The sequence below is a fragment of the Actinoallomurus sp. NBC_01490 genome, from assembly GCF_036227085.1.
Taxonomy (GTDB): domain Bacteria; phylum Actinomycetota; class Actinomycetes; order Streptosporangiales; family Streptosporangiaceae; genus Actinoallomurus; species Actinoallomurus oryzae.
The window spans coordinates 10608747-10630248 of sequence record NZ_CP109433.1 but is presented as its reverse complement, the minus strand read 5'-3'; the positions used below and the strand labels follow the sequence as shown (position 1 = coordinate 10630248).

Sequence of the window (21502 nt, the reverse complement as noted above, 5' to 3'; positions counted from 1 at the left end):
CCGATGGCACCTTCCCCTGGGGGTACGCGACGGTACCAGCCGCACGGTACGCCGCCGTACCATCTGGTTCAAGGCCCCATGCCCGTACGATCGGGTTCAAGGCCTCGTGCGAGGTGAGAGGTATAGCGTGAGCCCGATGACGACTGTCCGGCGCCTTCAGGACGAGACGGCGACCGCGGACGACGACGCCGGCCGCTTCCGCCGCCGGCTGCTCGACGGCCTCGCCACGTCCATCAAGGAACAGGGCTACCGCAACACCACGATCGCCGACATCGTCCGCCGCGCCCGCACCTCCCGGCGGACGTTCTATGAGTACTTCTCCAGCAAGGAGGCCTGCTTCGTCGCGCTGCTCACCGCCGCGAACGCGGAGATGATCGAGCGGATCCTCGCCGCCGTCGACCCGGCCGCCCCGTGGAAGGTCCAGGTGCGCCAGGCGATCGAGGAGTGGATCGACTGCGCGGAGGCCGAACCCGCCATCATGCTGAGCTGGATCCGCGACGTGCCGTCCCTGGGCGACGCCGCACGCCGCCTCCAGCGCGACATGACCGAGGCCTTCATCGCCATGATTCAGACGCTCTGCGACACCGACGAGTGGCGCGCCAACGGCCCCGGCCCGGTCTCGCGGCAGCTGACCATCATGCTCCTCGGCGGCCTGCGCGAACTCACCGCCATCACGGTCGAGGACAGCGGTCGCGTACGCGACGTCAGCGAGGTCGCCGTCCAGGCCTCGATCGCCCTCCTGGCCCACCGTCAGCCGGCGGGCCGGGGCGAAGACGGGGACGGCGGCCCGGAGGAGCGACCGTGCCCCTGACCCCACGCGCGCCTGCCCGGCCCGACCCGGCCGCGAGCCATCGGGCCATCGAGAATCTCATCGCGCGGTACGCCGAACTCGTCGACGGCGGTGACTTCGCCGGTCTCGGTGCACTCCTGGCCGGCGCCACCTTCACCGGTAGCGGCTCACCCGTGAGCGGAGCGGACGCGATCGAGGAGATGTTCCGCCGCACGCTGATCGTGTACGGCGACGGCACGCCCCGGACCAAGCACGTCACCACCAACGTCATCATCGAGCTCGACGAGGACACGGCCGCCGCGCGGTCGTACGTCACCGTGTACCAGGCGCTACCCGAACTTCCCCTTCAGCCCATCGCCGTCGGGCGTTACCACGACCGGTTCGCCTGCGACGGCACGAGCTGGCGGTTCACCGAGCGGCGCGTGCACATCGACCTCGTCGGGGACGTCAGCCGGCACCTGCGGGCGGCGGCCGGATAACGGCGCCGGATGGCTCGGGGAGGGCGGCGGACCCCGCCTCCCCGAGCCATCCGGATCAGGCGATCTTCTTTGGGCGGTAGGCGTGGTACTGGCTGCCTGCGGACAGACCGTAGTCGCGGGTGCGGTGGTCCGTGCCGTAGCCGCCGCGCTGCTCGTACTCCCAGTAGAGCGTGTGCGCGGTGTTCGCCCACTTCTCGAAGATGACGACGTGGCGGGTGTTGCTGTCGCCGGTCGCGTCGATCACCAGGTCGCCCGGTTGCAGCTGCGACATCGAGATGCGCGTGCTGACCGACGGCGCGGCCAGGCCGACGGTGTTCAGGCCGGGCCTGCCCAGTTCGAGGGCCATCGAGGCGTAGCCCGAGCAGTCGGTGCGGTAGCCGTTGTGCGTCCTCGACTGGCTGTACGGCACGCGCATGGCGGTGTGCGGGTGCCACGTCTGCGCGTTGGCGAGCACCCGGGCGCGACTGATGGTCGCGAGCCGCGTGACGCCCGTGTCCCGCGACGCGGCCAGCACGGTGAGGTTCGTCGAGCCGGTCTCGGAGAGGGACGACGCCGGGGTCGCGGTGAGCCCGTACACGGCCGCCGCCGCGCCGGAGAGCGCGAGGGCGCCGGCGCCGATACGAACCGCGAGACGCGGTGTGCGCATGAGCTTCTCCTTCTGTTTCGGGTTACGGCGTTCCAGGGAGTGCATGTGCCGTAGACCGGACGCTGAACAACGTAAATAGCCGACGCTCTCTGGCGCCATAGAATTGGCGACTCCGGTGCCGGTATCTCCTTTTTATGGCGCTCTAGCAGGGCATACTCCGGTGGATTGGGATGGCGAAAGAGTGGAAAATATCGCGGCGACAACCGCCGGAAAATGCGTGAATTAAACTGATAGCGAGGCAATGATGGAGGGTCTCGAACGGGCGGGCCGCGATCGCGAGGAGGCTTCCGCTCCCTCGGCGTGAACCCGTCCGGTCGCGCGATCGCGTCTTTCCGAGGAGATCCAACCGATTGGTACACCGACGTACCGTTCGACTGGTACGGTCAAGTACCGCCTCTCTCCGTCCCCCGGGAGAAATCATGCGCGCGACGCGTCTGACGAAGTACGCGGCCCTCGCCGGCGCACTGGCCGCACCCCTGTCGGTGGCGAGCCCGGCCTCCGCGTCCGGCCCGGCGAGTTCGGCCTACGGCATCTACGCCGGCGGCGCACTGGCCATTCCGGCACAGCCGGCGGTGACCTCCGCGACCCAGCCGCACCGCAAGGCGCTGGAGCTCCCGAAGAACCCGGTGTTCAACCTCGCGCTGTTCACCGTGGAGGCCAAGGGCCACCACGCGTCGGCCAGCGTCCTGGACCTGAAGCTGAGCCATCCCGGGCTCAAGACGAAGCTCCCCACCGGGCTGCTCTCCGCCCAGGCGATCGCCGCGAAGTGCGACAACGGCGTCGGCTCGGCCCACCTCGCCGACATCTCGGTGGCGGGCCACGACGTGCCGATCGGCGGCCCGCCCAACACCGACGTCGTCATCCCGACGCGTGGCTTCGGCCTCCGCGTGACGCCCGACAAGCAGGTCCAGAACCCCGACGGCACGCTGACGGTCATCGCCCTGGAGCTGGACATCTCGATCGGCGGCAGCATCCAGACGATCGACCTCGCCTCCGCCACCTGCGGACGCGCGGACGGCAAGCCGGCCCCGACCCCGACCGTGCCCGGCACGAAGAGCTCCTCCTCGTCCGACTCGGCCGCCGCCGGCGGCACGCCGTCCACGGTGCCCGTCAAGGAGGCGCCGCGTCCCACTCCGGTCCCGATGGACCTCCCGGTCACCGGCTGAGCGCGGGACGGTAGGAGAACAAGCCCGGCGAGCGAACGTCGGTGGCTGATCGCCGGACCGGCTCTCGCTCAGGGGCGGGGCGGTGTCACAGGCGGTCGGGGTGTGGGGCGCCCGCGCCGCGGAGCAGGGTGTCCACGACGAGCGTCGCGAGGGCGTCGGTGTCCTGGTCGTCCCTGCTCTGCGCGGCCTCGTGGATAAGGGCGTAGTAGACGCGGCGGGTCCAGGGAATGTCGACGTCGGTGCGGAGGACGCCTGCCTCCCGGGCCCGGCGGAGCAGTCGTTCGCACGTGTCCCGTATCTCGCTGTAGACGCGTGCCACCTCCGGGTTGGCCGAGGAGGCCTGGCTCATCGCGAAGCCCCAGCTGATCTTGACGCTGAGGACGTTCGCCGTCGTCTGGTAGAGGGCGACCAGCGGCGGAGCCGTGTCCGGGTGGGCGGAGTCCACCGCCGCGGCGAACCGCTGGGTGGCCCACACCGCCAGGGCGTCGATGAGCGCGTCGCGGGTGGCGAAGCGCCGGTGCACGGTGGTGCGCGCGACGCCGGCGGCCTCGGCGATCTGCTCCATCGTGGCCGCGGGATCGCGGCTGAGGGTGCGTTCGGCCGCCTCCAGGATCGCCCTCATCGTGCGTTCGGCGTCCGCGCGTAGCGGTCGGCCGCCGGCGGGCGCCGGCGGCCGCTGTGTCTTCATGGGGAAAGCATACGGCAGTGTCACTGCTCACGGCATAGTTGCGTCATCAATGTTGCGTGTTCTACTTTTAATGCGCCCCTGACGACGCGTCTAGCGGGCGCCCTCGGAAAGGTTGGAACACGTGGAGTACACCCGCCTCGGCCGCAGCGGCCTTACGGTGTCCCGGCTCGTCCTCGGCACCATGAACTTCGGGTCGCGAACGTCCGAAGAGGACAGTCACGCGATCATGGATCGTGCGCACGAGCACGGCATCAACTTCTTCGACACGGCCGACGTCTACGGCGAGCAGCAGGGTGAAGGCGCCACTGAGGCGATCATCGGCCGATGGTTCGCCCGGGGTGGCGGCCGACGCGACAGGACCGTCCTGGCCACCAAGGTCTTTCTTCCAACGGGCGACGGGCCGAACGAGAACGGGCTGTCCGCGCTGCACATCCGGCGCGCGGTCGACGCCTCACTCAAGCGCCTGCGGACCGACCACATAGACCTCTACCAGATGCACCACATCGACCGGAACACGCCGTGGGACGAGATCTGGGAGGCCTTCAGCGTCCTGCACCGGCAGGGAAAGGTCCTCTACTTCGGCTCGTCCAACTTCGCCGGCTGGCACATCGCCCAGGCGCAGGAAGCCGCCCGGTCCCGGCACTTCCTCGGACTGGTCAGCGAACAGTCGATCTACAACCTGATGTCACGCTGGGTCGAACTTGAGGTGCTGCCCGCCGCGCGCCAGTACGGGGTCGGGGTGATCCCGTACTCGCCGCTGCACGGGGGAGTGCTCAGCGGCGTCCTGCGCAAGCAGCGTGAGGGAGGCGCCGTCCGCAGCGGCTCGGGTCTCTGGGCCGCCGCGTTCGCCGAGCAGCGGGAATCCGTCGAGGCGTACGAGAAGTTGTGCGCCGACCTCGGCGAGGACCCGGCCCACGTCGGACTGGCATGGCTGCTCGCGCAGGACGGCGTGACCGGACCGATCATCGGACCGCGGACGGCCGAACAGCTCGACGGCTCGCTGCGCGCGCTGCGGATCACCCTGGACGACGACACGCTCGCCATGCTGGACGAGCTCTTCCCGCCGCCCGCACCCAACGGGGCCAAGCCCGCGCCCGAGGCGTACGCCTGGTGACCAGGCCCGGAGACCAGCGCATCGCCGGCGCCGGGTATCTCGGGAGCCCCGCCGGTCAGGACGCGGGGAAGGCGACGGTGGCGATCACCGGCACCTGATCCGACGTCTTGACGTGCTGGGACGTGACGCCGCAGGAGACCGAGGCGTCGCGAGGGACGAAGAGGTAGTCGAGCTTGGCGCCTCGGGTGCCGTTCTCGTGCTGGTAGGTGCCGCGGCCGGTGCGCGCCCCGCCCTGGGCGGACTGGTCGCACTCCTTGTACCTCCTGTACAGCGGGACCAGCGGGCTGCGGTCGCCGGCGCCCCCGTTGGCGTCGGGCGCGATGGAGTTCAGGTCGCCCCCGAGCACGACGCGGCCCTGGCCGCCAGCGTCCTTGATCAGGTCCGTGACCTGCGCCGTCTGTGCCTTCCAGAACGCGTCCGGGGCCGCGGGGTCCTTGCCGAGCAGCGGCGTCAGCTGGGTGCCGCAGACCCCGGCCCGGTACGTCGGCACCGTGGCGCAGACGGCGACCTGGTGGACGTTCCAGTGTCCCCAGCGGTCGCGCGTGTGGGGCACGTCGGCGTCCGGGTAGTAACGGACGTCGAACGAGGTGTTCTCGTGGACGCCGACGGCGATGCCGAAGTAGCCGCGCGAGGCGCCGTTCTGCGGGTGGCAGAGGCGCGGTCCGGCCTTGGCGTTCGGCGTCGCTCCGCTGCCCTGGTCGAGGATCGGGGCGAAACGGAACCGCCAGCCGGACATCCCGTCGAGGCGTTCGAGCGCTTCGAGGTCGGCCGAGCACAGCTCCTGGAGGAAGACCACGTGCAGGCCGGCCACGGCGCGCATGTGCCAGCGGATCCCGTACGCGACCTTGTCGGTCTGCCGGCCGTTGACGCAGATGGCGTTCGCCTGGGCCGGATCCGCCGACGGGCCGCCGTCGGCACAGGTCGCCCAGGTCATGACCTTGAGCCCCGCGGTGGTCGCCGGCGTGCCGCGGTCGCGCAGCGAGTAGGCGCCCGCCGCCCCGGCGACTGTCAGCATCGCGACCAGTGCCCCGAGCGCGAGGAACCCCCGACGGCCCCGCAGGCCCCGCGCACGGCGGCGCGGAAGGTCGGCGCCGGGCGACGGCGGCGCGGCGGCGGACGGGCCCACCGGCCCCTCGGGCCCGAAGTTCGCGGGCAGCGGCCCGAGCTGGTCGAACACCTCGATGGGCTCGCCGTCCGCGTTGTACGCGGGGACCTCCAGCGGAAGGGACACCGTGGTGAGCAGTTCCGCGGCCGCCCGTGCACTGGCCGGGCGGTGGGCGGGGTCCGGGTGGCACATCGCCCGTACGACGTCCCACAGCATCGGCGGAACACCGCTCGGCGGCTCGGCCGCCGGAAGGGCCGCGCTCCTCTCCGGTGAGTCCTCCCCGGTGAGCATCTGGCGCACGACGACCCCGAGTGCGTAGACGTCGCGGGCCGGGTCCGGGGGAGCTCCCTCGTATGCCTCCGGCGGCAGGTAGCCGGGCGTGCCGAGAATGACGCCGGTGTCCGTCACCGGCGCCTCGTACACCTGGAGCGCGATGCCGAAGTCGGCGAGGCGGGCCTGCGGCTCACCCGTACCGGTCGCCTCCAGCAGGACGTTGCCGGGCTTGACGTCGCGGTGTAAGAGTTCGGCCTCGTGAACGTGCCGGAGCGCGGACAGCAGCTGCCCGGCGATCCGGGCGGCGTACGGCGGAGGCAGCGCCCCGTGGTCGCGGATCAGCGTCTGCAGGGAGCCGCCCCGCATGAGCTCCATCGCGATCACGACGTCGCCGTCGTCCGCGGCCCAGGCGTACGGGCACACGACGTGGGGGTGGTGCAGCCGCACACCCTGCTCGCGCACGACGCGGATCAGGCCGCCCGCGTCACGCTGCCGGAACACCTTGGCCGCGCAGTAACGCCGGGCACGGTGATCGTAGGCGCGCCACACCTGCCCGGTCGCACCGCGCCCGATGGGATCGACGAGAGTGAACCGTCCGACCACCGCTTCCGCCACGGCACACACGATATTCCGCTCGCGTCTACGGCAACGGCCGGACGTCGGCCGCACGCGCTCACTACGCGCGGCTCACCGGCCCGTCCTGACCGACCCGTCCGCGAGCTCAGCGGGCCGCGGCGGCCTCCACGGACACCGACGGCAGGCGCACCGTGAACGCCGCCCCGCGGCCCGGCTCCCCGGTCGCGCTCACCCGGCCGCCGTGGCTGTCGACCACCTCCCGTACGAGGGCCAGGCCCAGGCCGAACCGGCGCCCGTCACCGGCGTTGCCGTGCTTGAAGCGTTCGAAGATCAGCCGCTCCTTGGCCTGGTCGAAACCGACGCCGTCGTCCCGGACGGTGAGGACCACCTCGCGGCGCTTGCCCGTACGGTCGAGGGTCAGCTCGATGTGCCCGCCCGGCGTCGTGTGGTCGAGGGCGTTGTCGACCAGCGCGCCCACGACGCGGCGCAGGGCGGCGGGCACGCCGAGGACCAGGTACGCGCCGGGGTCGCGGCGCACCTCCAGGGCGATGGACCGGGCCTGCGCCCGCGCGGACTCGGCGTCGGCCACCGACTCCACGACGGCCGCGAGATCGACGAGCTCCCGGCGCGCCGTCGCCTGGCCCAGCTGCGCGGACATGAGCAGGTCCTCGATCACCTCGCCGAACTGCCGGGTGTCGGAGACGATCGTGCGCAGGTCCTTGTCGATGTCCGCGGTGGCCGCCCGGCGGGCGAGCAGCTGCGCGCGCGTGTGCAGCCGGGTCAGCGGCGTGCGCAGCTCGTGGCTGGCGTCGGCCACGAAGCGGCGCTGCCTGCGCAGCGCCTCCTCCAGCGGCGAGATGGCGCGCCGTGCCAGCACCTGCCCGGTCACCAGCGCGGCGAGCAGCCCGGCGAGTTCGGCGACGGTGAGCGCGAGGTAGAGCCGCTGCCGTTCCTGCTGCTGGTACCGCAGGTCCATGGCGGCCTGGACGACCATGTCGCCGCGGCGTCCGGTCCGGATGAGGTAGTCGATCCCGCCGATCCTGCGACGTTCGACCAGCGTCGCGCCGCCGTTCGCCACCCGCCGCAGGCTGGAGCGGACCGGCAGGTCGGCCGGTGCGCTCGGCGTACCGCGGAGCGAGCCGCGGTCCTGCGCGAACATCCACACACACGGCGGCGGGCTCTCGATGCTGCTGCGGGCCACGTAGAACCGCAGGTCACGCTGGGCGTCGCGTTGCTGGCCCCCGGTGGTCGTGAGGAACATCAGCGCCCCGACGACCAGCACCACACCGGTGATCGCGCCGGCGAGCTGCGCGGTGAGCAACCATCGCGCCCTGGCCAGCGACCGGCCGTCGGACTCCTCTGGTCCTTTCATAGCTCTCCCAGCCGGTAGCCGAAGCCCCGGACGGTGCGTACGGCCCCGCGGCCGAGCTTACGGCGAAGGTAGTGAACGTAGGTGTCGACGATGGAGTCGGTGGCCGCGTCCTGGAAGACCGTCAGCTGCAGGTCCTCGCGCGTGTGCACCGCCTTCGGGCGGCTCGCCAGCGTCCGCAGCAGCTCGAACTCCCGCTTGGAGAGCTCGACCTCCTCGCCGTCCGGCAGCAGCACCCGCCGGCGCACCAGATCGATCTCGGCGGCGCCGAGCGGGAGCGTGCGGGTGGCGTCGCGGTGCCGCCGGTGCAGCGCCCGTATCCGGGCCAGCAGTTCCTCGATGTCGAACGGCTTGACGAGGTAGTCCTCGGCCCCGGAGTCGAGCCCGGCGACCCGGTCGGCCACCGTGCCGAGAGCGGTGAGCACGAGCACGGGCGTGGCGATCCCCTTGCGCCGGATCCGCCGGATCAGGTCGAGGCCGTCGACGGCGGGCAGCACCCGGTCGATGACGAGGACGTCGTACGCCCGGGTCAGCGACAGGTGCAGGCCGCGCTGGCCGTCCGCGGCCGTGTCGACCTGGTAGCCCTCACCGGTGAGGAGTTCCTTCAGCATCTCGGCGATCTCTGTGTCGTCCTCGACGATGAGCATTCGCCGCGGTGGGTCTGACAGCTCGGTCACCACGAGGTAAAGCATCGCACGGTGATCGGCTCGGCGAGAGGAGGAATGTCATGTTATGTCGAGCAGCCTTCCGGGGTTGACCGAGCTGACCTGATGGACCTCCTTCTCGGTCAGGCCGAAGGCGTTCATGTGCGCCCGGAGCAGGCGCAGCGCCTCGACAGTGTGGGGGAACAGCGGCTCACCGGCGTCGCTGGACAGCGTCACGTGGTCGGTGCCGAGCGCCTGGATCGTCCGGCACATGTCCGCCGGATTCACCCCGAGCAGCGGCGAGATCTCGTCGTAGGTGAAGTTCAGGTACACGCCCGCGGAGGCGAGCTCCTTCATCTGGTCCAGGGAGAGGTCGATGAAGGGGCTGAACGGGTGGTCGATCACCGCCTTGGTGATGCCGAGGTTCCGCACCTCCTCGGCCATCGCGAAGATCTCCTCGTGTGTCGCGTGGGCGAACGAGACCATCACGTCCCGGTCGGCGACCATCCGGAAGATCTCCTTGTACTCGGGCTTGAGCCGCCCGTGCTCGTCGAGCGTGTACGCGCCCACCTTCAGCGCCTGGTCCCAGGGCAGCGGATCGCTCCACTCCTTCGGATCGGTGCTGCCGCCCCACCAGATCGGCGGCCCGCCGACCTTGCTCAAGGTGTTCGCGCTGCGGAAGACCGGCATCCAGACCGCGGAGACGCCGTCGTCCAGGTGCCGGCGCGCCGCCTCCACGAGCGGCAGCCCACGCGTGTCGGTCGCGATCCAGCCCGACCACACCCGGATCGGCTCGATCCCGGTCTCCCCGCTCCAGGCGGCCAGGTCCCGCTCGATCTCGCGGACGACGGCGGCGGGGCCGGCCGCCGCCGGCTTGTTCATGCCCTGCACGCTCTTGTACAGCAGTCCGCCCATGCCGCTGGCCGAGGCCAGCTTGGCGATGGCCAGTGCGTCCTGCTGCCCCTCGTGCGCGTGGCAGTGGATGTCGATCGCTCCCTCCACGCCGCGGATGGCGGGCGGGTGCAGCGGCTCGGCGCGGTAGCCCATGCGGGCGCGGTACGCGTCCAGGAACCGGTCGTGCGGCGCGTTGTTCGGCTTGCGGAGCCGCGTCTCGGCGAACTCCTCCATGTCCAGGTCCATGAGGTCTCAGCCCTCCTGTTCGACGGGTGTGACGGCTTCCACGAGCGGCCGGCCGGCGGTCTCGATGCCGGTGCGCCACAGCGCGTACGCGGCGGCGGCGACCGGGACGGCGGAGACGAGCGCGAGCGTCCCGATGCGCGGTGCCGTGGTCAGCAGCACCGGGCCGAGCATGCCCCCGACCTTGCTCGACGCGGCGGCCACGCCGCTGCCGGTGGCGCGCAGCGTCGTGGGGTAGACCTCGGCGGCGTACGGGGCGAGCATCGCGATCATGCCGGCCGCGCCGGACAGCAGGAGGCTGATCAGGGCGACGAGCAGCGCCCCGTGACCGGGCCCGCTCGGGTCGAGCACGCCGAACAGCAGGAGCACCAGCCCCGTGACCCCCGCGTAGGCCAGCATGGCCCGCCGGCTGCTCCACCGGGCGTACGCCACGGCGGCCACCGCGGTGGCCGGCAGCGCGAACACCGAGGACAGGAGCAGCAGGTCGCTGGGCCGCGTCCCCGAGCCCGCCGTCTGCAGGAACACCGGCAGGAACGTGATGAAACCCCAGTTCACGACGCCCCAGCCGAGCCCGTACACGAGGATGCCGGTGGTACGGGGCAGCAGCGACCCCGTCAGCAGCGCGGGCAGCCGCAGCGGGGGAGCGCCGGTGGCGGAGGCGGGATCGGCGAGGACGGCGCGCACTCCGTACCGGTGCATCACCTCGGCCGCCTCCTCGTCCCGGCCGCAGGCGAGCAGGAAGCGCGGCGACTCGGGGATCCACCGGGTGAGCACGACGAGCAGCACGCCGGTCGGCGCCCCGAGCAGCCAGAGCACGCGCCAGCTCAGGTGCGGCACCAGCAGCGAGGTCGCGCCGCTGGCGATGAGGTAGCCGAGCGCGGCGGCCATACCGCTCTGCAGCACCAGCAGCCAGCCCCGCTGCCGCGCCGGGATCGACTCCGACATCAGCGAGTACGCGACGGGCAGCATGCCGCCGGCGGCGATGCCCATGGCGAAGCACATCGCCAGGTTCCAGCCGAACGACGGCATGAAGCCGCAGATCGACGTGGCGACGTACATCAGCCCGGTGAACAGGATCGTCGACCGGCGGCCGAAGACGTCGGCGAGGTAGCCCCACAGCAGCGAGCCGACCACGGTGCCGGTGATGCCGGCGAACGGCAGCGACGCGATCTCCGAACGGTCGAGCCCGTACTCCTTGACCATGCCGGGGGCGACGAACCCCAGCGAAGCCGGCTTCATCGTGTCGATGACCAGGCCGACGAACAGCACGATCGCCAGGACACGGTGGGCCGGGCTCAGCTCGGCCCGGTCCAGGGCCGCGTACCGCTGCGTCGCCGGGACCCGGCGCGCTCGCGCGGCCAGCTCGGCGCGGCCCGGCAGCAGGCCCCAGACGGCGAGCACCAGCCCGGCGGCGATCAGCACCATGCCGGCGGTCATGAGACCGCTCATCGGCATGCCGGCCATCATGAAGTGGTCGTGGCGGGCCATCAGATAGTCGGGCACGTGCATCGCGACCCCGGCCAGCACGAGGACCGAGCCGGCCGGGAACCCGTACCGTTTCATCGCGTCGCCTCCGCGAAGTAGCGGGCGGCCGGCGATCGGCGCCGGGCGTCCCAGACCATGTAGGTGCCGAAACCGAGCTGGACCACGCTGCGCCAGACGTCCTCCCACCGGTCGCGCAGGCGGAGCAGCGCGAGCCGGGCGCGGAGGGCGCGGTCTCCCGGACGGGCGCCGTCGTCCGTACGGGGGAGGAGGACGCACGGTCCCCGGTTCGGCAGCGACCGGGTGTGGGCGGCCGACGAGCGGACGGCGAACCGGCGCAACGTCTCCCGCGCGACCACGCGCATCGTCAGCGGCGCCACGCCCTTGGCCGGGCAGGCCCGGTTGGCGGTGACCCCGAACGGGATGTGGTTGGCCTCGCGCACCCGCAGCGTCCGCCAGCGGTCCGGGTCGAACCGCTCGGGGTCCTCATAACCGGCCGTGTGGAAGGCGGGGTAGTCGAAGCACAGCACCGAGCCGGCCGGCAACGTCGTCCGCTCGTCCACGGTGATGTCCTCAGAAGTGATGCGGTGCGCGATGCCGAACAGCGGGTAGCGGCGCAGGCTCTCGTTGATCACCTGGTCCAGGTACGCGTCGTCGCCCGGGTCGCGCGCCAGGCGTTCCTGCACCTCCGGATGCTGGGCGATCGCCATCAGCAGGTGCGCCATCGCCTCGGACATCTGGACGACGGCCGTGTTGAAGAAGGCGCCCTGGAGGTAGAACACCCGCTCCTCGCGCGACAGCGACGACGGCAGCGCGTGCGGGATCTCCTCCAGCCGTTCCCGCAGGTACGCGGTCAGCCGCGCGCGCCGGTCCATGTGCCGCAGGCCGCAGCACTTGAGCGCGGTCACGACGTCGTCGGCGTTGCCGACGATGAGGGCGCGGGCCTCCGGCGGGCACGGCCGGCCGAAGACGAGCTCGTAGTAGAGATCCGCCCAGATCGGCATCATCAGGTCGCGCAGGCGGACGAAGCCCGGCCGGGTGGCGTCGAGCGTACGGGCGGCGCAGGCGGCGGCGAGGCGTTCGACCTCCGCTTTGGGGCGGGCCAGGATCCGCCGGGTGGTACGCGCGACCTCCTCGTACCGCTCGCCCGGTTCCAGATGCTCCTGGTGCACCTCGGGGCCGGGGGCCAGCCAGTACCAGAACAGGTCCGACAGCCGCGCGCCCCGGCTGCGGCCGTCGGCCGCCGGGTCGGAGTAGACCCGTGTGAAGTGCCGGACGCCGACGCTCCGGCCGGGGATCGGGACGCCCTCGTCGCCGTTGATCCGGGCGAAGATCCACATCCGCAGCGCCACGACGATCCGGGGCAGCCAGTACGGCAGGCTCCCCACCACGGCGACGATCGCGAGAACGGTGAGGGTCAGTGGCAGCACCGGGTCTCCCGTACGAGGTCGCGGGTGACCGCGCGCGGCCCGTCGCAGCCGCAGAGGGTGAGCGTGTGGGCGGTCTCGGCGCGCAGCATCTCCAGCACGCGCACGACCCCGGCCTCGCCGTCGGCGGCCAGGCCCCACAGGACCGGCCGGCCGACCGCGACCGCCCGCGCTCCCAGGGCGAGCGCCTTGACCACGTCGGTGCCGCGCCGGACGCCCCCGTCGAGCAGCAGCGGCACCCGCCCCTCGACCGCCTCCGCGATGAGCGGGAGCTGGTCGATCGTCGCGGGCATCGTGTCGAGCTGACGGCCGCCGTGGTTGGAGACCAGGAGGGCGTCGACGCCCCGTTCGACCGCGAGGCGGGCGTCCAGCGGATGCAGCGCGCCCTTGAGCACGATCGGCAGCGGCGTGATCTCGCGCAGCCAGTCGATGTGGCGCCAGGAGATCTCCGGGGAGAGCACGACCTGGCGTACGCTGCCCGGCTCGCCGCCGCGCAGCTCCCGCAGGTTCTCACACCGGATCCCGTCGGGCAGGTCGTGGAAGGCGTTCCGGTCGTTGCGCTCGTGACGGCCCAGCGCGGGGGAGTCGACGGTGACCACCAGGGCGCGGCAGCCCGCGGCCTCCGCGCGCCGGACGATCGCCTCGGTGAACCCGAGGTCGGGCTGGATGTAGAGCTGGAACCACAGGGCGGGGTCCGCGGCGACCTTGCCGGCCTCGGCCGCGATGTCCTCGATCGCCACGGTGGACAGCATCGCCGCGATCATGATCGTGCCGGCCTCCGCGGCGGCACGGGCCGTGGCGCGCTCGGCGTCCGGGTGGGCCAGCCGGTGGAAGGCCGTGGGCGACATGACGATCGGCATCGACGCGTCCGCGCCGAGCAGGGTGACGTCGAGGGTGGGCGCGGCGGCACCGCGCAGCACCCTGGGCACGAGGGCGAGGCGGGCGAAGGCGGACTCGTTCGCCCGCACCGTGATCTCGTCCTGCGCGGCGCCGGCGAAGTAGTCGTAGTGCACGGGGTCGAGGCGTTCGCGGGCGAGGGCCTCGAACTCGCGAACATTCACCGGGTCCATGGTCAGACCTCCGCCAGCTTCGGCGCGAGGAAGTCGCGCAGCGGGAGGCGGTACTCCTCCTCACCCGACCAGTCGTTGCAGATGTCCTCCTTCAGCCGCAGCTCGGCGAGCACCTGGCCGCGGTGGTGGTGCCGGACCACCGGATGCAGGTACCGGTCGTCCAGGCTCGGGTCGGCCTCCCATGCGCGGCCGGCCTCGACGTCGAACGGGTCGATCGAGGAGTGGCCGCGGCCGTACTCCAGCGAGATCGTGAAGTAGCGGTCGGCCTGGCCGAAGTCGCTGTCCCGTACGTAGTCGAACGGCATCTCCTCGTAGTAGCGCGCGGTCCCGTCCGGCCCGACGGTGATCAGGTCGCAGAGGAAGCCGTACTGCTGCCAGAGCGCCGAGGTGCGGTTGATCCGGGCCAGCACGGCGTCGGCCAGCTCGTCGGCCATTTCGGAGGGTTTCGGCGCCGACAGTTCCCTGGACGGCCATTCGACGCCTTCGTATTTGCGCTCGAACATGTGCCACAGCGCGCGGACGCCGTAGCGGAACCCGTGCAGGAAGGCGCTCGTGTATTTCTTGAAGTCGCGGACCTGCGTCAGCGTTCCGGCGAAATAGAGGCCCGGCACGTTGACCGACTCCCATTCGCTGGTCAGCGCCGGGAAACGGTCGTTTATCGTCAGCTCCGGCCGGCACCCGTCGGTGAATATCGAGCTGTCGAGCTTGAACCCGGTACAGGCGATGACCCGGTCGTAGGCGAGCCGCACGACCTTGTCGCGGCGCGCGTAGCTCAGCGTCATCACGAACTCGTCGCCCTGGCGTTCGATCCGCTGGATCGTGCCGTCGAGGACCATGTTCTGGGTCTTGAGCTGGTAGGTGTCCAGGAAGTTGTTGTTCACCGCGCGGAGGTGCCCGATGAAGTGGGTGCGCCAGGCGAACTTGATCGCGCTCGGCCCGACCACGTGGATGACGGCGGCCTTCTCGGTGAGGTTGTCCGCCGTCTCGAACGCCGAGTTCCCCTTGCCGATGATGAGGACGCGCTGGTCGGTGAAGTCCTCCGGATCGACCGACACCTCGGCGTACGCCTCGGCGAGCTCGATCCCGGGAACCGGCGGCAGGTACTGCGCGGCGAACCCGGTCGCCACGATGAGCCGGCGTCCCCGGTGGGTGTTCCCGCTGTCGTCGGTCACCACGAACACGCCGTCGTCCCGGGCCACCTGGACGGCACGCGTGTTCGTCCGCACGTTGAGCCCGGGCCGGGACGCGTAGTCGCACAGGTAACGCACGTAGTCGTCGGCGTGCGGGAAATAGCGGTCGGTGTAGCGGGTGAAAAGCAGCTCAGGATCGTCGCTGAGCATGGAGTTCCAGTCCATCCGCAGATTGAGCTCCGGATCGTCCCACCCGGTGTGCGGCTTGTTGATGGAGATCATCTGCCGGTGGCGCGGGAAATCGCGGTAGAAGGTTCCCGGGGTCTCGCCGGCCTCGAGAATCACATAGTCCCGGCCGGCGCGATGCAGAAAGTATCCGAGCTGCAGGCCGGCGGGGCCGGCTCCGATGATGAGATAATCCACGATTTCCGGCATGTGCGGCCTCCCGGTATCCGAGCGGTTCGAACGGTCCGGAAGCTAGCCACGCTTTCTCAGAGTCCTCCAAGAAAGATCGAGCCCTCCGTCCCTCCCCGCGGCGGTCGCCGCACTGACCTTGACCGGGGCTCGCCGGCCGCCCGGTCGGCGCCCGCGCCGGGAGCCGTACGTCGCCACACGGAGTGGCGCGCGTCGCCACACGGAGAGCCGCGCGTCGCCACGCGAAGTGCGGCGGATCGCTGACGCGGTCGGCGATCATGAGCGGCCGGACCGCCTCGCCAGCTATCGCGGTAACATGCGCTGAAGTGGGGATTCGAAGGCGTTTACGACGCTCGGGCCGCCGAGGCCGAGCCGTCCGGCATTCGCACCACTCTCATCGCGCCGGGGGTGGCGTGTGCCGGCGCCCGCGCCGGGACGGCCGGCGGGGGAGCGTCGCCCTGCGTGAGCCGGCCGCCCGCTGACAGCGGTCGCGGAGTCTCCCGAAGTCTTCCGAACCGATGTCGGCTCACCGGCATCAGTTGAGGTGTCGTGTTTCTTAGCGTTTATCCTCGGCGACCGGTCGGCGGTCTTCCAGACTGGTGTGGGCCGACAAGAGGGATGGATCGTGGACAGGCGCCTGTACGGGACGGTGGCGGCGATGCGGGACCACGCGCGGATCACGAAGGCGGGCGGCGTGTCGCCGCGCGCCATGCGCGTCGAGCGCCTGGTGCGCCCCTACGACCGTGACGCCGGGCCGGACGTCTCCGGGCGGCTCTACGGCAGGGAGCCCGACACGGCGGCGCTCGCGTCCGCGCTGGACGCGGTCGCCGGGGGCCGCGCCCGGCTGCTCTCCCTCGAAGGCGCGGCGGGCGCGGGCAAGAGCGCCCTGCTGGCCCGGGTGCGCGCGGACGCGCGGCGGCGCGGGTGGACCGTGCTCACGGGCCGGGCGGCCATCCTCGAGGCCGCCAACGACTTCGGCGTGCTGCGGCAGGTCCTGGCCGGGCTTCCGCCCGCGCCGGACGGCCGGTCGGTCCCCGCGCTCCGCCCGGCACAGGACGACGCCTCGCCCTTCGACGTGTTCGAACTGGTGTCGGCCCACCTGTTCGACGTCACCGCGGGCGCGCCGGTGCTGATCACACTGGACGACCTGCAGTGGTGCGACACCCTGTCCCTGCGCTGGCTCGCCTACCTCGCGCACCGGAGCGCGGACCTGCCGCTCGCCCTCGTACTGGCCAGCTCCCCCCGGGAGATGAGCGAGCAGCAGTTCCTGCTCGACGAGCTGATCGCCTCCTGTGAACGGCGTACGCTCCACCGGCTGACCCCGGCCCATCTCAGCCGGTGGATCGCCGACGTCATGGGCGCCGGCGCCGACGACGCCTTCGTGGCGGAGTGCCATCGGGTCACCGGCGGCAACGCCGCGCTGCTCGCCGACCTGCTGCCGGCTCTGGCGGCGCGCTCCGTACCACCGGTGGAAAAGTCGCTGACGGCGATCGAGGACATCGGCGGTGCCGCCGTGTCCCGCCGCGTGCTGTCCTGGATCAGGCGGTGCGGGCCCGAGGCGCCGGCGGTCGCCCAGGCGGTGGCGGTCCTCGGCGAGGACAGTGAACTCGTCCTCGTCGCCCAGCTCGCGGGCGTTGACCTGGACGCCGCCGCGCGGGCGGCCGACCGGCTGATCAAACTGGACGTCCTGACCAACACCTCGCCGCTGCGCTATGTCCACGCGCTGACACGAGCGGTGGTGGACTCGGGGATCTCCGCCGGGCTCCGCACCTCGGGGCGGCTGCGCGCCGCACGCCTGGTCCGCGACCACTACGCCGAACCGGAGCGGGCCGCCGCCCACCTGATGGCCGTGGACATGTCCAGCGAGCCCTGGGCGCTGGAGACGCTGCGGGCCGCCGCCGACGCCGCCCTCGACCGGGGGCTTCCCGAGCAGGCCCTCGGGTACCTGCGCCGGGCGCTCGCCGAGCCGATGCCCGTCTCCGCGCGCGCCGAACTGCTGGCCGGCATCGGCGCCACCGAGATCGGCGCCGACGTCGCCGGCGCCGAGAGCACGCTCCGCGAGGCCCTCGCGGTCGCCACCGAGCCGTCCCTGCGGGTGCGGATCGGGGTCGACCTGGCCTACGTGGACGCCCTCGCCGGACGCCCGCTCACCTCGGCCCTGGAGATCGTGGACGAGGTCTGCGCGCGGTTGCCGCCGGGGAGCGACGAGCTCGCCGCCGAGGCGGAGCTCGGCGCCTTCACGGCGTACATGGCCTCCGCCGACGCCGGGGAGTTCCTCGCCCGGCGGATGTCCCGGCTCCGGGACCGGGCCGCCGGCGACGCCCACCTGACCGTGCTGTCCGCCGTGGTCGACGCCTGGTCCGACGCGCGGCGAGGGCACGACCGGGCGAAGTGCGTCCGCCGCGCGCGGTCCGCGCTGGAGACCATCGACCACCAGCGGACCTGGGAGCTCCGGCTGCGGTGGCCGGCCGTCAGCGCGCTCATCGACGCCGAGGAGTACGACCTCGTCGGCGATCTCGGCGGGACCGACGGCCGCTTCGGGCACCGGCAGGGCGCCGCGGGCGACGCGGCGGTCTCGGCCTGCCTCCGCGGGCGCCTCGCGTACGGACGCGGCGATCTCAAGGTGGCCCGGGCGGCGCTCGGCGGGGCGCTGAAGCACCCGTTTGTGGCCGGTACGGACGGGGTCGCCCGGCTGGTGGGCGTGCTGACGGACCTCGGCGACCTGGACACCGCCGACCGGCTGATCCGGGAGCACACCCCCGCGGCGCCCGCGGCCACGACGTGGGCGACCGCGGTGTTCGGCTTCGCCCGTGCGTCGCTGTGCGCGGCGCGGAACCAGCGCAAGGAGGCGCTGGAGGGCTTCCTGGAGACGGGGCGGATCCTGCGCGCGCTCGGCATCGACAACCCGGCGGCCCTCCCGTGGCGTTCGCAGGCCGCGCGGTGCCACGCGCTGCTCGGCGACCGCGCGGCGGCGCTGGCCCTGGCGGCGGAGGAGGTGGAGCTCGCCCGTCGCTGGGGGAGCCCCCGCGCGCTCAGCACCGCCCTCGCCGCGTCCGGCGTGGTCGCGGTGGATCCGGAGGCGGCGATCGAGGCCGTCACGGTCCTCGACGGGATCGACGCGGAGCTCCACCGCGCGGTGGCACTGGTGGACCTGGGCGCGGTCGAGCTGGAGACCGGCGCCGCCGACCGGGCCCGCGAGCACCTCCAGGACGGGTTCGCCCTGGCCCGGGTGGTCGGTGCCCGGCCCGTCTGGCTCCGGGCGGCCCGGCACATCAAGCGCGCCGGCGACCGGCCGGACCTGGGCCGGATCGGCGGCGTGACCGCGCTCACGGCGCAGGAGCGCGCCGCCGCCGAACGGGCCGCCGCAGGAGCGACCAACCGCCAGATCGCCGACGATATGGTGCTCACACAGCGCACCGTCGAGCAGTACCTGACGAGCGTCTACCGCAAGCTCGGCATCACCGGGCGACCCCAACTGGCCGCGGCCCTGTCCTGCTGAGCCGCCGCGTCCGGACCAGTCGGTTTCTTCCAGGAGTTCGAATGATGCATGTCGTCGTCCCGCAGGCCCTCATCGACCGCGGGAGCCCGGTGCGGCTCGTCGTCAGCGGCGGCGGGAGCGGCGGCCACACGTTCCCGGCCGTCACGGTCATCCGGGCGGCCCGTGTGGCGCTGGGCGGGTACGGCCTGGCCCTGGACCCGTTCTGGGTGGGCAGCGAGGGCGGCATCGAGAAGGGGATCGCCGAGGCGGAGAACGTACCGTTCACCGCGATCCCCACCGGGAAGCTGCGGCGTGCGCGCAACCCGCTGGCCATGCTGACGGCGGCCAACATCAAGGACGCGGGCAAGGTCCCGGCCGGCGTCGGCGAGGCGATCAGTGTGGTCCGCAACCTCCGGCCCGACGCCGTGCTGTGCACGGGCGGTTACGTGTCGGTGCCGGTCGGGCTGGCCGCGCGGTTCTGCCACCGCCCGCTGCTCGTGCACGAGCAGACGGTGCGCGTGGGACTGGCCAACCGGATCACCATGCGGGGTGCGACGCGCATCGCGCTCAGCGCGGAGCCGTCGCTGGAACTCCTGCCCGAACGCCTGCGGGGGCGCGCGGTGGTGACCGGCAACCCGCTGCGCCCCGGCCTGGGCGACGGCGACGCGGGCGAGGCGCCGAAACGGCTCGGCTGGACGGGCTGGACCCCGTCGCTGCCGACGGTCTACGTCACGGGGGGCTCGCTCGGCGCCCGGCAGGTCAACGAGCTGGTCGCCGCGATCCTGCCCGACCTGCTGCGGCACGCCAACGTCTTCCACCAGGCGGGCAGCCAGCTGGCCGACGCCGCGGTCGCGGTGGCCGAGCGGCTGCCCGCCGACCTGCGTCCCCGGTACATGGTGCGCGGCTTCGTCGGTGAGGAGCTCGCCGACCTGCTCGCCCTCGCCGACGTGGTCATCGCGCGGAGCGGCGGCGGCACGGTCAGCGAGCTCACCGCGATCGGGAAGCCGTCGGTGCTCATCCCGCTGATCCCGACCGGCGGGAACGAACAGGTCCGCAACGCCGAGCACCTCGCCGGGAACGGCGCCGCCCGCGTGCTGATCGGCGAGGACGCCACGCCGCCCCGGCTGGCCGAGGAGCTCTTCGGGCTCCTCGGCGACCGCGCGCGTCTCGCCGACATGGCCGCGAGGGCGCGGAGCATGGGACGGCCCGACGCGGCGGCCGCCCTGACCAGCGAAGTACTCACCCTGTGCGCCAACGCCGCGTCGTGAGCCCGGAAGCGGCGGCGCGTCAGGACACGTAGACCCGGGGAAGCGCCGCCGGGATCCGGGCGAGGATCTCGGCGGGCAGCAGGCCGAGCTGCCGGGCCAGCTCGGCGAGGGTGAGTTCGCCCTCGTCGCCGGGGCCGAACAGCACCACCTCCTCGCCGGGGCTGGGCAGGTCCTGCCCGACGTCCAGCACGGTCTGCTCCATGCCGACCACTCCGGCGATGCGGTGGCGGCGGCCGGCGACGAGCAGCTCGACTCCGGCGGTGCCCGCCGCGCGCGGCAGCCCGTCGGCGTACCCGACGGGCACGACCACGATCGTGCTGTCGGACGCGACCTGGTATTTCAGCCCGTACATCACTCCGGTCCCGGCCGGGATGCGCTTGGCCACCGCGACGGTCGAGCGCAGGCTCATCGCCGGGCGCAGCCCGAAGTCCCCGCCGGTCTCCAGCGGGCTCAGCCCGTACAGCGCCAGCCCGGCGCGGACCAGGTCGTAGCGGCTCTCGGGCACGGTGAGCACCGCCGCGGAGCTCGCGAGGTGCCGCACCTCCGGCTCCACGCCGGACGCCGCGGCGTACCGTACGGCGTCGTCGAACGCACTGATCTGCGCGGCGATGGACGGATGCCCCGGATCGTCCGCGCAGGCGAAGTGGGAGAACACCCCGGTCACCGTGACGTGCCCGGCCGCCTGCGCGCGCCGCGCCGCCTCCACCAGCTGCGGCCAGTCGTCACGGGTGGCCCCGCCGCGCGACAGCCCGGTGTCGACCTCGAGATGGACCCGGACCGGACGGCCGTTCCGCTCGGCGGCCTCGGCCATGAGCGCGAGCCGCCACGGCGCCTCCACCCCGAGCTCGACATCGGCCAGGACGGCGGCGTCGTAGTCGGCCTGACGCCACGGCAGCCAGGCCAGGATCGGCACGTCGACGCCCGCCTGGCGCAGTGTCAGCGCGTCCTCGACCTGCGCCATGCCGAGCCGGCTCGCTCCGCCGTCGAGCATGGCGCGAGCCGAGGGGACGAGGCCGTGGCCGTAGGCGTTCGACTTCACCACCGCCATCACCGGCGTACCGGCGGCGGCCGAGACCAGCACCGAGGTGTTCGCGGAGATCGCGGCCAGGTCGATGCGCGCGTGCGTGCCGTGGGCGACGTCCGTCATCTCCGTCCGCCCGATGATCGAGTGCATGCGGCCAGCGTGGGGCCGCCGCGGCACTGTTCAGGCCGTCAGCGGAAATCACTCGGTGCGAAAACCCGGATT

Annotated in this window: 17 protein-coding genes; 6 read left to right on the top strand and 11 right to left on the bottom strand. The window is 72.4% G+C overall.

Annotation, left to right across the window (positions count from 1 at the left end):
- The first annotated feature begins 136 nt into the window (after positions 1–136).
- A complete protein-coding gene (locus OG417_RS48935) occupies positions 137–811 on the top strand; it encodes a TetR/AcrR family transcriptional regulator (protein WP_329245066.1) in 675 nt (224 codons plus the stop codon).
- The gene (locus OG417_RS48930; RefSeq protein ID WP_329245064.1) at positions 802–1269 is read left to right on the top strand and encodes a nuclear transport factor 2 family protein; all 468 of its coding nucleotides are present in this window, start codon (positions 802–804) and stop codon (positions 1267–1269) included. Before OG417_RS48935 ends, OG417_RS48930 begins: the two co-directional genes overlap by 10 nt.
- A gap of 55 nt (positions 1270–1324) precedes the next feature.
- On the opposite strand, the gene OG417_RS48925 is transcribed toward OG417_RS48930, so the two are convergent.
- Complete coding sequence (locus OG417_RS48925; protein ID WP_329245062.1) at positions 1325–1915, bottom strand: hypothetical protein; 591 nt, start codon at positions 1913–1915, stop codon at positions 1325–1327.
- 419 nt (positions 1916–2334) lie between these two features.
- Between OG417_RS48925 and OG417_RS48920 the strand changes: the two genes are divergently transcribed.
- Positions 2335–3081, top strand: coding sequence for a choice-of-anchor P family protein (locus tag OG417_RS48920; RefSeq protein WP_329245059.1), 747 nt, complete (start codon positions 2335–2337; stop codon positions 3079–3081).
- Between the two features lie 85 nt (positions 3082–3166).
- On the opposite strand, the gene OG417_RS48915 is transcribed toward OG417_RS48920, so the two are convergent.
- Positions 3167–3769 (bottom strand): TetR/AcrR family transcriptional regulator, encoded by a 603-nt coding sequence (locus OG417_RS48915; protein ID WP_329245057.1) that lies wholly within the window; start codon positions 3767–3769, stop codon positions 3167–3169.
- 121 nt (positions 3770–3890) lie between these two features.
- Between OG417_RS48915 and OG417_RS48910 the strand changes: the two genes are divergently transcribed.
- Positions 3891–4883 (top strand): aldo/keto reductase, encoded by a 993-nt coding sequence (locus tag OG417_RS48910; protein WP_329245054.1) that lies wholly within the window; start codon positions 3891–3893, stop codon positions 4881–4883.
- Between the two features lie 55 nt (positions 4884–4938).
- Here the strand turns inward: OG417_RS48910 and OG417_RS48905 are convergent, their stop codons facing one another.
- The 8 genes from OG417_RS48905 to OG417_RS48870 all read right to left on the bottom strand — a co-directional run bounded on the left by OG417_RS48905 (position 4939) and on the right by OG417_RS48870 (position 15531).
- On the bottom strand, positions 4939–6876 hold the full coding sequence (locus OG417_RS48905) for a serine/threonine-protein kinase (RefSeq protein ID WP_329245049.1): 1938 nt from the start codon (positions 6874–6876) through the stop codon (positions 4939–4941).
- Between the two features lie 106 nt (positions 6877–6982).
- Positions 6983–8209: a sensor histidine kinase gene (locus OG417_RS48900; protein WP_329245045.1), complete on the bottom strand. Its 1227-nt coding sequence runs from the start codon at positions 8207–8209 to the stop codon at positions 6983–6985.
- Positions 8206–8898 carry a response regulator transcription factor gene (locus OG417_RS48895; protein ID WP_329245043.1) on the bottom strand — a complete coding sequence of 231 codons (693 nt, stop codon included), beginning with the start codon at positions 8896–8898 and terminating at the stop codon, positions 8206–8208. Before OG417_RS48895 ends, OG417_RS48900 begins: the two co-directional genes overlap by 4 nt.
- Before the next feature lie 33 nt (positions 8899–8931).
- A complete protein-coding gene (locus OG417_RS48890; protein WP_329245040.1) occupies positions 8932–9990 on the bottom strand; it encodes a DUF6282 family protein in 1059 nt (352 codons plus the stop codon).
- Between the two features lie 6 nt (positions 9991–9996).
- Positions 9997–11550, bottom strand: a complete 1554-nt coding sequence (locus tag OG417_RS48885) for an MFS transporter (protein ID WP_329245037.1) — start codon at positions 11548–11550, stop codon at positions 9997–9999.
- Positions 11547–12899, bottom strand: a complete 1353-nt coding sequence (locus tag OG417_RS48880) for a cytochrome P450 (protein WP_329245035.1) — start codon at positions 12897–12899, stop codon at positions 11547–11549. The genes OG417_RS48885 and OG417_RS48880 overlap by 4 nt, the downstream gene beginning before the upstream one ends.
- Entirely contained in the window at positions 12887–13957 is a 1071-nt protein-coding gene (locus OG417_RS48875) for an alpha-hydroxy acid oxidase (RefSeq protein WP_329245032.1), read from the bottom strand. Before OG417_RS48875 ends, OG417_RS48880 begins: the two co-directional genes overlap by 13 nt.
- An 11-nt stretch (positions 13958–13968) precedes the next feature.
- Positions 13969–15531 (bottom strand): NAD(P)-binding domain-containing protein, encoded by a 1563-nt coding sequence (locus OG417_RS48870; protein WP_329245030.1) that lies wholly within the window; start codon positions 15529–15531, stop codon positions 13969–13971.
- Positions 15532–16135: 604 nt separating this feature from the next.
- On the opposite strand from OG417_RS48870, the gene OG417_RS48865 reads away from it, so the two are divergent.
- Positions 16136–19009, top strand: a complete 2874-nt coding sequence (locus OG417_RS48865) for a helix-turn-helix transcriptional regulator (protein ID WP_329245027.1) — start codon at positions 16136–16138, stop codon at positions 19007–19009.
- Between the two features lie 41 nt (positions 19010–19050).
- Positions 19051–20256, top strand: a complete 1206-nt coding sequence (locus OG417_RS48860) for a UDP-N-acetylglucosamine--N-acetylmuramyl-(pentapeptide) pyrophosphoryl-undecaprenol N-acetylglucosamine transferase (RefSeq protein WP_329245025.1) — start codon at positions 19051–19053, stop codon at positions 20254–20256.
- A 19-nt stretch (positions 20257–20275) separates the two neighbouring features.
- Here OG417_RS48860 and alr read toward each other — a convergent pair whose 3' ends face one another.
- Positions 20276–21430 carry an alanine racemase gene (gene alr, locus OG417_RS48855; RefSeq protein WP_329245022.1) on the bottom strand — a complete coding sequence of 385 codons (1155 nt, stop codon included), beginning with the start codon at positions 21428–21430 and terminating at the stop codon, positions 20276–20278.
- Between the last annotated feature and the right edge of the window lie 72 nt (positions 21431–21502).

Coding starts and splice junctions, on each gene's coding strand:
- OG417_RS48935 (WP_329245066.1), top strand. CDS start 137: ATGACGACTGTCCGGCGCCTTCAGGACGAGACGGCGACCGCGGACGAC.
- OG417_RS48925 (WP_329245062.1), bottom strand. CDS start 1,915: ATGCGCACACCGCGTCTCGCGGTTCGTATCGGCGCCGGCGCCCTCGCG.
- OG417_RS48920 (WP_329245059.1), top strand. CDS start 2,335: ATGCGCGCGACGCGTCTGACGAAGTACGCGGCCCTCGCCGGCGCACTG.
- OG417_RS48915 (WP_329245057.1), bottom strand. CDS start 3,769: ATGAAGACACAGCGGCCGCCGGCGCCCGCCGGCGGCCGACCGCTACGC.
- OG417_RS48900 (WP_329245045.1), bottom strand. CDS start 8,209: ATGAAAGGACCAGAGGAGTCCGACGGCCGGTCGCTGGCCAGGGCGCGA.
- OG417_RS48895 (WP_329245043.1), bottom strand. CDS start 8,898: ATGCTTTACCTCGTGGTGACCGAGCTGTCAGACCCACCGCGGCGAATG.
- OG417_RS48890 (WP_329245040.1), bottom strand. CDS start 9,990: ATGGACCTGGACATGGAGGAGTTCGCCGAGACGCGGCTCCGCAAGCCG.
- OG417_RS48885 (WP_329245037.1), bottom strand. CDS start 11,550: ATGAAACGGTACGGGTTCCCGGCCGGCTCGGTCCTCGTGCTGGCCGGG.
- OG417_RS48870 (WP_329245030.1), bottom strand. CDS start 15,531: ATGCCGGAAATCGTGGATTATCTCATCATCGGAGCCGGCCCCGCCGGC.
- OG417_RS48860 (WP_329245025.1), top strand. CDS start 19,051: ATGATGCATGTCGTCGTCCCGCAGGCCCTCATCGACCGCGGGAGCCCG.
- alr (WP_329245022.1), bottom strand. CDS start 21,430: ATGCACTCGATCATCGGGCGGACGGAGATGACGGACGTCGCCCACGGC.